The following is a 13548-nucleotide window of genomic DNA, read 5'->3' as shown; positions in this document are numbered from 1 at the left end:
TCGTGTTCGCCTCTGCCCTCCCTTTTATCCTGCTTCGGGCCTACGTTACCTCCATGCAACGGCGTGCGTTTCTTCGGGGGGTCGCCGGGTCGGTCGCACTCGGCGCAGTCGGCACAACTGCTGGAGTCGGGACTGCCCATCCCGGACCGTACAGTCCGCTCGGGAGTATCCCCGTCAAGAACGCCAAGGAGACGGTTCCGGACCCGAGCGGCGATTTCGCCTACGTCGCCACGACGGACGGGTTCGGAGTCGTGGACGTGCAGATTCCCAGCGACCCCCGACTCGTCTTCGAGGAGCGCAATCTCATTTCCGAGCGCGAGACCGGACCGCTGAGACTGGTTCAGGACCTCAAAGTCGATGACGACCGACTGGTCGTCGCCGGACCGGCAAACCCGATTCAGGGCGAGGTGTTGCAGGGGTTCGTCCTGTACGACGTGAGCGACCCCGAGAATCCCTCCCGGATGGCCTTCCACGAGACCGACTTCCCGATTCACAACTGCTTTCTCCGGGACGGGGTGGTCTACCTGACCGGGAACGGCGCGGAGACCAACGCGCTGGTGATGGTGGACGTGAGCGACGGGAATCCGAACGAAATCGGGCGCTGGTCGCTAACCTCCCGCGACGAGACGTGGAGCGAGGTGGCCTCGGGCCTCTGGACGCTCCACGACGTGTGGGTCCAAGACGGATTGGCGTACCTCTCTCACTGGGACGCCGGGACCTACATCGTGGACGTGAGCGACCCCACCGACCCGCAGTTCCGGACGCGAATCGGCGGGCGACCCCTCGAAGAACTCCGGGCGATTCCCGACGACGAGGCCCACGCGCAGGTCATCAGCCTCCCCGGCAACGCCCACTACGCGATGGCCAACGACGACGGGAGTCTGCTCGGCATCAACAAGGAGGCGTGGGCCGCCGGCGGAGAGGGCGGCCCCGGAAGCCTCCAACTCTGGGACACCTCGGACCTCTCGAACCCCCGAAAGCTCTCGACCATCGACGCCCCGGCCACGTCCGACTCCTCTATCGACGGGACGTGGACCACCTCGCACAACTTCGACATCGTGGGCGACCGACTGTTCTCGTCGTGGTATCAGGGCGGGGTGAAGATTCACGACATCTCGAATCCCGCGAACCCCACCCAACTGGCGTGGTGGCGCATGCCCGACGAGGCCTCCTTCTGGACCGCCAAGCGCGCGACCGAGCGGTTCTTCGTCGCCAGTAGCTACGGTCAGCGGTCGAACGGGAAGGGCGGCCTCTACACCTTCCCGATAGAGGACGCCCGGAACAAGCCCCAGAAGGACCCGCCGTCACTGACCGCGACCGGCGAGAACCGGTCGGGGAACTCGGCGACCGAAACCCCCGCCGAGACGCCGACTCCGACCACCGAGGAGGCCGCCCTCGCTGGCGAGACGACCGCCAACGCCGACTCGTCGGCGGGGAGCGCACCCGGATTCGGTCTCCCGGCAGGCATCGCCGCGCTCGTCGGGGCGGGCGCGTGGCAGAAGTACCGCCAGTAAACCCAAAGTCCTACCACCCCGCGAGACCCTACACTCAACCCATGACCGAAGACGACGACTCGCTGAAGGCCCGCGTCGAGCGGTGGCTGACCGGGCAGATGCCCATCATCAGCATGCACGGCGGCGAGAGCGCCGTCCAGAAGGCCGACCCCGAGACCGGCGAGGTCGTCGTCGAACTCGGGGGCGCGTGTTCGGGGTGTGCTATCAGCCCCCGGACCGCCCAGAACATCAAACTCGACCTCGCCAAGGACTTCGAGGAGGTCAAGGACGTGACGGTCCGAGTCGCCGACGACGGCACCGGCCAGTGGGACATCGACCAACCCGAGAGCGTCATGGGCATCGACAGAAACGAGGGCGGACGCGGCGGCCGGGGCGAGGGGTCGCCCAACAGCGACCACTTCTGAATCGGTCGGATTCCGGAGTTACTCGACACCGACCAGCCAACGCTGTCGCTCCCGAGTGGGTCCGAGAAGAAAGAAGTCGGAGTGACCGCGGTGACTACGAGACGCCGTCAGGAGTCTCGGCGTCGTCCTCGACCTGTCGCTTCATCGAGTCTCTGCGGGCCTTGGCGTCGCGGCCGGTGGCCTCCAGCAGGAAGGTGTTTTTCTTGTCCACGGCGTCGGCGGCGGCGTCGGCGTGGCCCTCGGCGATGACTTCCTCGGCCTCGCGCTCCTCGAAGTGGACGGCGAGTTTGTCCTTCTTGCCGCTGTACTCGGCGGCACCCGCGAGAATCTTCTCGAAGACGGGGTTGTCGGGATTGTCGACCACGTAGAGTTCGTGACCGTTGTGTTCCTCGGTCCCCGTGACTTCGCCGAAGAACTCCTCGACTTTCGCCTTCATGTCGGGGACGCGGTCCTCGAGATGTTCGCCGCGTCGCATCTTGTACTCCTTCATGGTAATCTCCCATTGGACAGGGTGGTGTAAACCCTTTTCGCGTCGTTCTCCCTCTTGAATCCGACGCTCTGGTCTCGAATCAAGGTGTCACTCTTGGGCGATGTAACCGCGACTGCAGTCGGGACAGATGTCGCCGGCGCGGAGCGACGACCCCGAGACCGGTTCCCGATAGTCGCACTCGGGGCAGACGAACTCGGCGTCCACGTCGGGGTCGGCGGCGGGACCCGAGAGGTTCGGCGCGTCGGACCCCGCCGAGATGCCCGACGAGAAGTCGGCCTCGCTCGCGCCGGAGTCGCGGGTCCCCAGTTTGTCGCCGTCGGCGTTGACGAATTCGACCTCCTCGGACTCGTCGTCCTCGACCTCCGGGGCCGACTCGGGATTGAGACCGCCGCCGAACTCCACGTCCGAACTCCCGCCCCCGGCCGGGCCGGCGTCGAATCCCTCGTCGTCGTCCTCGCGGCCGACCGCGGGCCAATCGCCCGGACCGTCGTCGGCCTCGGCGGGATGGGTGGTCTCGGCGTCGGGCCACTCGCCGGGCGTCCGGTCGGCGTCGCCGCCCGCGGCGCTCGAACCCGAATCGCCGTCGTCGTCCAGAATCACGCCGTCGTCGTCCGCGGCCGACTGGCCGTCGTCGAGGTCGGTTCCGCCGACGCCCGCCCCGCCGGACGCGCCCGACCCACCTGACTGGCCCGGCGTCCTCGACGCGCCAGACGAGGAGTTCGGGGACGCCGACGAATCCGACGACGCCGCCGACGAACTCTCGGAGTCAGACGAACCGCCGATGATTTCGGCGTCGTCGTCCTCGGCGTCGGCCCCCATCTGTACGTCGGGTTGGGAGGTCCCGGTCCGCCCGGTGCCCGCGGCGGGACCGCCAGCGGTCGAACCGCTGTTCGCGCCGGCACCGGCGCTGGCGTTCGGTCCGCCGGTCGAACTCGGTCCACTGCTCGCGTTCGGTCTGCCGCCTGCGCCGGAACTGCCGGTGGCGCGTCCGCCGGCGGCGTCGGGTCCGCTACCTGCGCCACGGCCTCCAGTGGCGTCGGGTTCGCCACTCGCGGCCCGACCGGTGGATTCGTCGGCCACCGCGTCGGACTCGGCGGATTCGAGGTCGGGAGCGGGCGACTGGATGGCGGTCACTTCCTTGTTCTCGGTGACGACCTTCCGGTCGCCGCACCGCTCGCACTCCTCGAACTCTCGGACGGTCACGACGACTTCGCTTCCCTGCTCCTCGCGTTCCCGTTCGATTTCTGCCTCCCCGTAGTTGTGGCCGAGGAGCGAACACCTGAGACTCATTGTGCTTTTCCTTACGTTCATGTGTGGTAAACCCTGTGTTTCGGTGTATGCCGCGCGTCAGACGGCGACGAGGGAGTCAAGACGGTAACTGTGGAAGAATCAGATGTTAAACTGGAATGGGTTGATTTGCAGAACCTACTGCATGGGGTTTTGGTGGGGGCGTTCGCACGACGAATCCGCTAGCCTGTCGATACGAGAATAACTGTCTACGACACTCGAATCCCACCCATCAAGAAACATTTATAACCCCTAAACACTTGTTTAGGTGTTTTATAGCAAGGTATAGTAAGCTAGAGGGTGAAGTAGAGAGGAGAAATTTTCGCTCCGAAGTCTCACCTTCTAGCACCTTCCGGAGACTTCCCGGCGAGGACCGAGGACCCTCACTCCACCCGGAACTCGTCGGGGGCACACCCGAGCGACCGATGCTCGCAGTACCGGCAGTGCGGACCCGGCGTGTAGTTGTCGAACGAGGAGCTATCGGCCTTCCGAAGGTCCTCGCGGAGGTCCGTCCACATCTCGGCTAGCTCCGCGGCGGTGAACAGTTGGGTGTCCGGCCCGGCCTCGCCGACGTAGACGTAGCCGGCGTGGGTGACTTCGGCGTCGAACTCCTCGCATGCCCGGAGATAGAGCTGTAGCTGGTGGCTCTCGGCGAGGGTTTTCTTCGCGTAACTGGTCTTGTAGTCGATGACGGCGAGGCCGCCGTCGGGGTACTCCCGAACCGAGTCCATGTAGCCGGTGACGGGGCCGTCAACCTCCGCGAGGTCGGTCAACTCGATGGGGACCTCGGCACCGACCGCCTCCCACTCGACAGCGCGGGTCTCGAAGTACCGGTCGATGCAGTCCAGTGTCGCGTCGAGGACGTGGGTGCGGTCGTTGCTCCGAGCGAGGCGTCGGCAGGCCTCTTTCCACTCGGCGATGTCGTCGTAGTCGCGCCAGTAGGCCCGTTCCGCGACGTCGTGGAACAGCGACCCCACGTCGGCCCGGTGGTTGCCGGACGACGCCGACCCGGACCCCGACCGCGGGTCGGAGAAGGCACCCACCACGTAGTCGAGGACGTGCTTGCGCTCGCAGTCCCGGACCGCTTCGAGGGCGGTGTGGCTGTGCTGGCGCGACAGTTCCACGTCGAGTTCCTGCCCGAGGGGCGCGTCGGCGAACTGCGAGGTGTCGGTGTCGGCGTCGGCCAGCGTCCCGGCGACCACCCTGTCGGCGAACGTCAGCGTTTTTTCGAGTGCGTCGTCGGTGGACAACACCTGTTCGTAGTAGGTAATCGTGCCGGGGTCTTCGTCCACGCCCCGGTTGACGACATCGGTGTAGTCTCGGACCGCATCGGGGTTCTCGTCGGCAATCCGGTCGTAGCTGTCGGTCAGCGCCTCCCAGACCCGCATCCGGGGGCCTTCCGACGACCAGCGAATCGGTGCGTCGCTGTCGTCGCCCGCCAGCAGGTCGTCTATCATCCGGGCGGTCGGGTCGTCGTCGGACACGTCGTTACCGAACAGAAACAGGTTCTCCTTGGCGCGGGTGATGGCGACGTGGAGGACGCGCCACTCCTCGGCGACCTGCGAGTCGCGCAGGTCGTCCCGGAGCGGGTCGTCCAGTTCGCCCGCCACGTCCTCGACCAGCACGTCGTAGTTGTGGAGTTTCTCCTGATACCGGTCGAGGGTGATGTGGCCGAAGTCCTCCTCGGTGAGGAAGGGTAACAGCACCGTGTCGAAGTCCAACCCCTTGGCCTGATGAATCGTCATCACGTCCACGGCGTCGTCGGACTGCGGTCCCGTGCTGGTGGCGGTGTCGTCGCCCCCGGCCAGCAGGTGCGCCCGACGCTCCAGATGGGTGACGAACTCGTCGGTCAGACGCGACTGGACCGGACTGTCGTCGAACGACGAGATGAGGCGCTCGACGTTGTGGAGGGCGTCTCGGTCCACGTCGCGCAGGAACCACTCGATTCGGGTCTCGCGCTTGAGATGCAGGTAGAGTTCCGAAATCGAGTGGGTCGCCGACACGGCTTGGAGCGTCTCGTAGTCGGCCATGGCCTCGGCCACCGCGTCGGGGGCCTCCAGTCGGTCCTCGGCGTCGCCAGCGCGGGCAAGGGCGTCGTACCCCTCTGGAACCGTCTCGCCAGCGCGCAGGAGGGCGTCAACGTCGGCCTCCGGAACCCGGTAGAGGTGCAACAACACTCGTTGCCAACTCACGTCGTCGCCCGGCGAGACCAAAATTCGGAGGTACGACAGGACGGTCCGAAGCCCCTGACTCAGGTCGCTCGCGGTGTCGTTCGACAGGGTGTAGGGGATGCTGTCGGCGTCGAGTTGGTCGGCAACGTCGCGGGCCTGTTTGTTCCCACGGACGAGGACCGCGATGTCCGAGAGGTCCCGGTCGGTCACGTCCTCGAACCGGCCGGTCAGCAGGTTCGAAATCGACGTGCTGACCTGCTCGGTGGTCCGCTCCTCCTCGCTATCGACCCTGAACACGTTCGGAGGTGCCGGGTCCCTGTCGGACTCGATGGACTGTTTCCCGCGACCGAGGTTGTTCGTCAGGTCCAAAATCGGCTGGCGCGACCGAAAGTTGAGACCGAGGTCCTGCTCCTCGAAGGAGTCGGGCAGGTTCGACATGTTCTCGGGGTCTTGGCCCCGCCACTCGTGGATGGCTTGGTCGCTGTCGCCGACCACCATGATGTCGAGTTCGTCGCGCAACTCTCGGACCAGTTCGAGCTGGGACTCGTCGGTGTCTTGGAATTCGTCGCAGTAGACCGCATCCCACTGGCCGAGGATGTCGTCGCGGACCTCCTCGTCCCGAAGCAACGAGACGGCCTCGTGGATGAGTTCGTCGTAGTCGAAGGCTCCTCGGTCGTCCAGCGCGCCGATGTAGGCGTCGTAGGCGTCAACGAAGGCCCGAGACCGACGGAGCATGTGGACGAACTCCGAGAGCCGACCCATTGGGGTTTGTTCTACGGATTTTATCTGGTTGTCATCGAAGAGAACCTCAGGAATCAACTCCTCGGCCTTAGCCAGATTGTCGGTCGCCCGAAAGTGGTCGGCCGCGTTCTCGGCGGTATCACCCATCGCTTCGAGGTGGTCACTAACGACCGAGTAGATACGGTCTGGTACGTCGAACTCGTCGGCCTTTCGGTGGTAGACGCGGGCTAGCTGGTCGCACCGCTCGGCTATCTCGTCGCTCTCGCTCCAGAGGTCGTTTTCGTCTACGCCAATGACCTCTGAGGCCATCTCTCGGAGAGCCTCGATCAATCGCAGGAGGTCCCGCAAATCGTCGTCGGCCGGGAGATACGCCCGGATGTTGTCGGGAGCGACCGCCTCTCGGCGCATACATTTCACGAACGTTTCGAGGTCGGAGAAGCCGGAATTCCGGTCGTTCGTACTATCGACCGACGGGGAATCAGGCGCGACAAACGAGAAATCAACTTCCTCGTAGACCGATTCGAGGAGTTTGGGCCGGTCCTCCTTGGTGACGAGTTCGAACTCGGGCGAGACGCCGAGGTAGTAGGCGTGGTCCCGGAGTAACTGGTAGGCGAAGGAGTGGTAGGTGTACACGTCCACCTCGAAGGCGTCGTGAGGACCGAGGGCGTCACGGAGTTTGTCCTGAATCGTGTGAGACGCCTCGTTAGCGAACGTGAGGACCAGTAACCGACTCGGTGGCGTCCCCCGAGTCTGTATCTCTTTCCGAAGCCGTTCGACCATCGTGGTCGTCTTGCCGGAACCCGCGACGGCCTCTACCTTGTGTGCGCTTCCGGTGGCGTCGATAACGTCTGGTTGGTTTCCTTTAAGTTCGATGGAACTATCGTCAGTCATCGGTTTTCCTCCGCGGGTGGTTGGCGAGCAGGTGGTTGGTCGGACGATTCGTCAGACTCAGACTGAAACTGGGAGCGGTCGGTGAAGGCCAGTTCCGATTCGAAATACTCCGGGCAGGCGTTCTGATACGGGCAGTGCGAACAGGAATTATCGGTAATTTCGTCGAATTGCCACGCTTTGGGATCAGTTTCGCCGTCAAGTATCGCTCTTGCGCGGTTTGCAACGAGGTCGTTAACTTCCTTTTTTTCATCAAGGTAGTCCACGGTGAGGTTCCGGTACTCGACCTCGAAATGAATCTCGTCGGACCCGTAGACAGACTGACTATCGTCAAGTAGGGAAATATAGGCAAACTTGCAGTTCGGGTCTAGACCGTATTCGTCCATGAGACCTCGAACCGCTATTGCAGTCCGGGCGAGGGTTCCTATTTGATGAGGATAAAACTCGCGTCCGTTACGGAAATCTTGAACGTTATTGTCGGACCACGGTTTCACGACGCCATTCAAGTCCGGGACGTATCGAACGGCGAGATAGCCATTTTCCTGTTCGAAGATGGCGTCTACGGTGGTTTCGTATCGGATGTCGTCGCGTTCGTAGCCGAGCGTCGTGTCGGTAGCGAGCAGATTCTCGGCGTGTTCGTGGCCAGAGTTAGACAGATATTGTTCGATTGCTCTCTTGACAACCGCCTCGTCGTACTGCGCCTGTTCGTCGGTCAAGTACGGGAGCCGCGAGGACCGCCACAACTGGTCGAAGCGGTCAAACGCCGCATACACCCGGTCGTCGGATGACTCAACGTCTTTGCGTAAACCGGCGATGATGGACTGTCGCAACGTCTCCCGACGGTGGTCTGCGATGTCCTCATCGCTCGTCCGAGGTGGTGACACCGGACGCTCGTGTTCGAACTCGTACTGCCGAGGACACTGGAGGTGGGCCGTGATTTCGTCGGCGGTGACGACGTTCTCGGCCATCACTCACCACCTCCGGTCGGGCCGCGGTTCTCGTCTGGACGGACCGCCCCGCGGGCGAGGTCGAACTGGGTCCGGACCGCTCGCTCGAACCGCGGGTTCACGTCGTCGCTGTCGTCCAGCACGCGCTGAATCCCAGCGAGGGTCTCCTCGGTGGATTCGAGTTCGATTTTGTCTTCGCTCCCTGTACTCGCTTCGGCCTGTACCCGTTCGAGTTCGTGCCACGGTTGGGACAGAATTTCGGTGGAGGCGCTTCCGAGGGTGTGGATGTCCCGGTCCTCACCGGCACCCTCGACCGTTTCGAGGGTCAAATCGGGATGGTTTCGGATAGCGTGGAGGTAGCGCGACCGGTGTTGGCGTCGGCCGACCGACCCCTGTGACTGCTCGTAGGTGCAAAAGTAGAGTCGGTCCTCGGCGGACCGGGCACCGATGGCGAGTTGGCGGCGGGCGCGTTCGTCGTGGTACCGCTCGAACTCGTCGCCCGAAACCTCCGAGACCGTCGCGTAGGTGTCGGTGACGTTCTCCTCGGTGGGTCGGGTCACTGCCGGGTAGCCCTCCATCTTGGTTATCCACGTCGTGGGGAACAGCGGCGAGAGGACCTCCTCGCCGGGGTACTCGGCGTCCACGACGTTGAGGAGGAAGACGGCTTTCCGGGAGTCGTTCTTGACCAGCGCGGTGTCGCCGACGGTGACGCCGCCCTCTGCGACGTTGACCTCGGCGGTGTGGGCGTAGGGGGCGTCGTAGGTGATGGCGCGTTCGAGCATCCGGGCGAACTGGTACCAGTTGCTTTCGAGGAAATCCTGTTCGTCCACGAACTCGGCGATGGAGACGAGACGGGAGATGTTCCGGAACTGCTCGCGGGCGTCGATGTCGGCGGCGTCCTCGGCGATTCGACGCTTGAGGTCGGTCGTGACTATCCAGTTTTTGAGGCTCTGGGCCACCGAGTGGGAGTCTACGCACTCCCGGACGAGTTCGTCGTCCACGTCCGGAACGCGGGCGGTCAGGAGGTCGAAGGCGTGGTTTTCGTCGTCGATGTGGTACTGGGCGAGGGCGTGGAGTTCGCGGACCGCCAAGTCCTGTTCGAGGCCGTTGACTCCGGCCGAGGCGGTCGGTACTCCCGAGTGGCGGAGAATCCGCCGGACGCGGGGCATGGGGTCGCCGATGGTCCGGAGGAGGACCGCGAAGTCGTCGTACTCCCACCCGTGTTCCGCGCGGAGGTACTCGATTTCGTTGGCGACCTCCTCGACCTGCTGGTCGAGCGTCCCGGCTTCTATCAGGCGGGCAGTCGCCTCAGCGTCGCAGTCGCCGGTCGCCAGAAACGCGCCGAACTGCCTGCCGACCCTCCCGCGCTCCGAGTCCGAAACTGCATCTCTGGCGGCGTCTTTCGCCGCGCGGTCCAGCACGGTCAGGCCGTCGGCGAGTCGCTCGACGCCGCCGGGTTCCTTCTTGACTCGCTCGATACTGGCTTGGTTCTCGGCGACGCAGTAGAGGTCCGCGTTCCGGGTCAGCGCCGCCAGATACTCCCGGTCGATTGCGGCGCACTCCTCGAACTCCACGACCACCACGGCGTCGAACTCGCGTTCGATTCGCTCGCGGACGCCGGGCCGGTCGATGGCTTCGACGGCGCGGGAAATCGTGTCGGCCTGCTCGACCAGTCCTCGCTGGTCGAGTTTCTCGTGAAACGCGGCGTTCACGTCGGCGAGTTCCGCGAGGAGTTCGTCGTACTCGCCCGGTTGGTCGGGCAGGTCGAACCCGCCCTGCCACGCGGCGTCGAGGAGCAACTGCCCCACGTCGCGGCCGAACGAGTCGTGTTCGCTGGCGTCCTCGAAGTACGACGACCAGTTGTACCCCTCGAGGACCCGCGCGAGAAATTCGATGCGCTCCTCGTAGGAGAGAAGGCGCTTGTCGGGAGCGGCCTCGTGGAGGACGGTGGCGGCGTGGCGGGGGAGCGACTGGACGTTAGGGCGGACCGAGAGGCCGGTCCGCTCGCGGAGGTCGGTAGTGAACTCGGCGACGCCGTTCGGGAGGCGCTTGAGGACCAGCACGTCTTGGGGCTTGGCGACCGAATCGAGGGCCGTATCGAAAGCGTCCTCGACGCGGGCCGCGAGCGACCCGCCGTCGAAGGGCAAGACGTGGAGCGTCCCGTCGAGTTGCGGTGTCTGTCGTGACGTACCCATTCGTTGTAATCCGGGCATTACTGCACCATCGTAAATAGATGTCTGTATTCGTGTAGCTGGTGAATTATAATTATTGTACATGTCGGACCGAGGAGCGACCAACGGGAGCGACGCAGGGTTTTCAGCAACGTGTTACAAGGCCGGGCCTCTCGGGGCGCGGCCGCAGTAAAAGGTTGTAGTGGACTCGCGGGGATTTGAACCCCGGGCCTCTTCCTTGCGAAGGAAGCGATCTACCGCTGATCTACGAGCCCTCGAACGCAATAGTTCGTAGCGCACCCACTTATTAGAACCTTATGTTTCGGGGCGGGCGTGGCGACGGATTCCACGGCGACGACGAGGAGACACCCCACAGTACAAAGACACCAAAAAGTTTCTCTAGAAACGATAACTGCATCTTTACCAAATAAAAACAATGCTTCGCTGGCTACGCCCGAAGAATCCGACCGCGCCCCGCTAACAGGCCGAGTGCAAATCCGGCGAAGTGCGCGACCAGCGCCACGCCCGGCGCGGCCGTGAGCATGGTCACACCCCCAGCGACCACCAGCAAGAGCGCGATTCGCGCCCGCCCGCTCAGGGGAAGCCAGCTAAGGACCGTATCCGTGACGGGATTGCCCGCGAGGAGATACCCGACCAGCCCAAACACCGCGCCGCTGGCTCCGAGGACCGCCGACGCGCCACCGACCGCGCCGGAGACGACCACCTGCGCGAGGCCCGCGGCCATGCCGACGCTGGCGAAGAAGATGTGGTAGCGCCACGTGGTCGTGACGCGCTCGACGGCGAAGCCGACCAGCACGAGGACCACCGCGTTCGAGACCAGATGGGCGAGGCCCGCGTGGGCGTAGACGCTGACCAGCAGGGTCCACGGCCGAAGCGAAATCGGCGGTGCGAGGACGAACAGGCCGAACGCGAGGCGTTCGGAGACGAGACTCACCAGCGATTGGGCGGCGAAGACGACGAGGAAGACGGCGAGCGTCTGGGCCGTCGGACTGCCGACCATCCAGCCCGACGACTCGGCTTCGGTCGCCCCGGAATCGGTCGATTCGGGGTCGTACCGATGGCTCACGGCGTCCCTCCACGAACGAGCGTCTCGCCGGTAGCCGGTACGTCACGTCGAACCGCTTGCCTCGGCCGTCGCACGCACGCCGATTCGTCCGGCGCGGTCAAAAAGACCGGGGAGCGTTCGCGTCGCGCGTGCGCGGCTGTTCGAAGCGAAGAAATTGAGAAGTTCCGCCGGTCGAACGGCGGCAAGGTGCGTGCTTCCTCGAACTGTCAGGGGCAGAGCGAGGCCCGATGGCCTCGTCTGGCTCCTCAGTCCTCGAGGACGATTTCGATGCTCACGTCGTTCGGAACCTGAATCCGCATGAGCTGTCGGAGTGCGCGCTCGTCGGCGTCGATGTCGATGAGACGTTTGTGGACGCGCATCTCCCAGTGTTCCCACGTCGCGGTCCCCTCACCGTCGGGGGACTTGCGAGTAGGAACCTCCAGCGTCTTGGTCGGAAGCGGGATGGGTCCCGAGAGCGAAACGCCGGTCTTGTTGGCGATTTCGCGGACATCGTCGCAGATGTCGTCTAGGTCTTCGGGACTGGTTCCCGCCAGTCGGACGCGTGCTTGCTGCATGCGTTATGGCTCGTTGACGCTGAGGACCTTGCCAGCCGCGATGGTCTGACCCATGTCACGGATGGCGAAGCTACCGAGTTCCGGAATCTCGGACGACGGCTCGATGCTGAGCGGCTTCTGCGGTCGAACCGTCACGACGGCGGCGTCGCCGGACTGGATGAAGTCGGGGTTCTCCTCGGCGACCTCACCCGACGAGGGGTCCATCTTCTTGTCGATGGATTCGATGGTACACGCGACCTGCGCCGTGTGGGCGTGGAAGACCGGCGTGTAACCGTCCGTGATGACGCTCGGGTGCTGCATCACGACAATCTGGGCCTGGAAGGTCTCGGCGACCGACGGCGGGTCGTCGGCGGGACCACAGACGTCGCCACGACGGATGTCGTCCTTACCGATGCCGCGGACGTTGAATCCGACGTTGTCACCGGGTTCGGCCTTCGGGACTTCCTCGTGGTGCATCTCGATGGTCTTGACCTCGCCACCCACGTCGCTGGGCTGGAAGGAGACGTTGTCGCCCGTGTTCAGGGTACCCGTCTCGATACGTCCGACGGGGACGGTACCGATGCCGGAAATCGTGTAAACGTCCTGAATCGGGAGTCGGAGGTCCGCGGACGTCGGCGGCTCCGGCTCTTCGAGACCGTTGAGGGCCTCGAGGAGAATCTCGCCGTCGTACCAGTCCGTGTTGTCGGACTCCTCGGCGATGTTGTCGCCCTCGAAGGCCGAAATCGGGATGAAGCTGGCGTCCTCGGTGCCGAACTGGACCTGCTTGAGCAGTTCCTCGACTTCGGCGACGACCTCGTTGAACTTGGACTCCTCGTAGTCAACGATGTCCATCTTGTTGACACCGACGATAAGCTCGTCGATGCCGAGGGTGCGGGCCAGGAAGACGTGCTCCTGCGTCTGAGGCGCAACACCGTCGTCGGCGGCGACGACGAGGACGGCGTTGTCGGCCTGAGACGCGCCCGTAATCATGTTCTTCACGAAGTCGCGGTGACCCGGACAGTCCACGATGGTGAAGTAGTAGTCGTCCGTGTCGAACTCTTGGTGGGCGATGTCGATGGTGACACCACGCTCTCGCTCCTCGGCGAGGTTGTCCATGACGTAGGCGAACTCGAAGCCGCCCTTGCCCTTCTCCTCTGCTTCTTCCTTGTGCTGTTCGATGACGTGCTCGGGTACGCTCCCCGTCTCGTAGAGGAGTCGTCCGACCAACGTACTCTTTCCGTGGTCAACGTGGCCGATGATGGCCAAGTTCTGGTGCGGTTTGTCTTCGCTCATTTGTATCTCACGCGCAGACGCG

10 protein-coding genes and 1 tRNA gene are annotated in these 13548 nt (G+C 64.2%); 2 read left to right on the top strand and 9 right to left on the bottom strand.

What is annotated here, in order from left to right:
* Positions 1-53 precede the first annotated feature (53 nt).
* Complete coding sequence (locus P2T57_RS14985; protein WP_276300015.1) at positions 54-1514, top strand: LVIVD repeat-containing protein; 1461 nt, start codon at positions 54-56, stop codon at positions 1512-1514.
* A 41-nt stretch (positions 1515-1555) separates the two neighbouring features.
* A complete protein-coding gene (locus P2T57_RS14980; protein ID WP_276300014.1) occupies positions 1556-1918 on the top strand; it encodes a NifU family protein in 363 nt (120 codons plus the stop codon).
* 94 nt (positions 1919-2012) lie between these two features.
* Here P2T57_RS14980 and P2T57_RS14975 read toward each other — a convergent pair whose 3' ends face one another.
* The 9 genes from P2T57_RS14975 to tuf form a co-directional block, all read right to left on the bottom strand.
* Entirely contained in the window at positions 2013-2408 is a 396-nt protein-coding gene (locus P2T57_RS14975) for a DUF5611 family protein (protein WP_276300013.1), read from the bottom strand.
* An 87-nt stretch (positions 2409-2495) separates the two neighbouring features.
* Positions 2496-3698 carry a DUF7093 family protein gene (locus P2T57_RS14970; RefSeq protein WP_276300012.1) on the bottom strand — a complete coding sequence of 401 codons (1203 nt, stop codon included), beginning with the start codon at positions 3696-3698 and terminating at the stop codon, positions 2496-2498.
* A 380-nt stretch (positions 3699-4078) separates the two neighbouring features.
* A complete protein-coding gene (locus P2T57_RS14965; protein ID WP_276300011.1) occupies positions 4079-7498 on the bottom strand; it encodes an ATP-dependent helicase in 3420 nt (1139 codons plus the stop codon).
* On the bottom strand, positions 7495-8463 hold the full coding sequence (locus P2T57_RS14960; RefSeq protein WP_276300010.1) for a hypothetical protein: 969 nt from the start codon (positions 8461-8463) through the stop codon (positions 7495-7497). The genes P2T57_RS14965 and P2T57_RS14960 overlap by 4 nt, the downstream gene beginning before the upstream one ends.
* Positions 8463-10637, bottom strand: coding sequence for a PD-(D/E)XK nuclease family protein (locus P2T57_RS14955; protein ID WP_276300009.1), 2175 nt, complete (start codon positions 10635-10637; stop codon positions 8463-8465). The genes P2T57_RS14960 and P2T57_RS14955 overlap by 1 nt, the downstream gene beginning before the upstream one ends.
* Positions 10638-10816: 179 nt before the next feature.
* Positions 10817-10888: transfer RNA gene (locus P2T57_RS14950), tRNA-Ala, on the bottom strand.
* A gap of 173 nt (positions 10889-11061) precedes the next feature.
* On the bottom strand, positions 11062-11634 hold the full coding sequence (locus P2T57_RS14945) for a rhomboid family intramembrane serine protease (protein WP_276302119.1): 573 nt from the start codon (positions 11632-11634) through the stop codon (positions 11062-11064).
* Between the two features lie 311 nt (positions 11635-11945).
* Entirely contained in the window at positions 11946-12254 is a 309-nt protein-coding gene (gene rpsJ / locus P2T57_RS14940; RefSeq protein ID WP_115864703.1) for a 30S ribosomal protein S10, read from the bottom strand.
* Between the two features lie 3 nt (positions 12255-12257).
* Complete coding sequence (gene tuf / locus P2T57_RS14935) at positions 12258-13526, bottom strand: translation elongation factor EF-1 subunit alpha (RefSeq protein ID WP_276300008.1); 1269 nt, start codon at positions 13524-13526, stop codon at positions 12258-12260.
* Positions 13527-13548 lie beyond the last annotated feature (22 nt).

This window comes from Halorussus lipolyticus (assembly GCF_029338375.1).
GTDB lineage: Archaea > Halobacteriota > Halobacteria > Halobacteriales > Haladaptataceae > Halorussus > Halorussus lipolyticus.
The sequence above is the reverse complement of the archived record's forward strand: the minus strand, read 5'-3'. Positions and strand labels throughout refer to the sequence as shown.

Excerpts from the sequence above, each read along its gene's own strand:
- P2T57_RS14970 (WP_276300012.1), bottom strand. The coding sequence starts at position 3,698 with ATGAGTCTCAGGTGTTCGCTCCTCGGCCACAACTACGGGGAGGCAGAA.
- tuf (WP_276300008.1), bottom strand. The coding sequence starts at position 13,526 with ATGAGCGAAGACAAACCGCACCAGAACTTGGCCATCATCGGCCACGTT.
- P2T57_RS14945 (WP_276302119.1), bottom strand. The coding sequence starts at position 11,634 with ATGGTCGGCAGTCCGACGGCCCAGACGCTCGCCGTCTTCCTCGTCGTC.
- P2T57_RS14960 (WP_276300010.1), bottom strand. The coding sequence starts at position 8,463 with ATGGCCGAGAACGTCGTCACCGCCGACGAAATCACGGCCCACCTCCAG.
- rpsJ (WP_115864703.1), bottom strand. The coding sequence starts at position 12,254 with ATGCAGCAAGCACGCGTCCGACTGGCGGGAACCAGTCCCGAAGACCTA.
- P2T57_RS14965 (WP_276300011.1), bottom strand. The coding sequence starts at position 7,498 with ATGACTGACGATAGTTCCATCGAACTTAAAGGAAACCAACCAGACGTT.
- P2T57_RS14955 (WP_276300009.1), bottom strand. The coding sequence starts at position 10,637 with ATGGGTACGTCACGACAGACACCGCAACTCGACGGGACGCTCCACGTC.
- P2T57_RS14975 (WP_276300013.1), bottom strand. The coding sequence starts at position 2,408 with ATGAAGGAGTACAAGATGCGACGCGGCGAACATCTCGAGGACCGCGTC.
- P2T57_RS14980 (WP_276300014.1), top strand. The coding sequence starts at position 1,556 with ATGACCGAAGACGACGACTCGCTGAAGGCCCGCGTCGAGCGGTGGCTG.
- P2T57_RS14985 (WP_276300015.1), top strand. The coding sequence starts at position 54 with ATGCAACGGCGTGCGTTTCTTCGGGGGGTCGCCGGGTCGGTCGCACTC.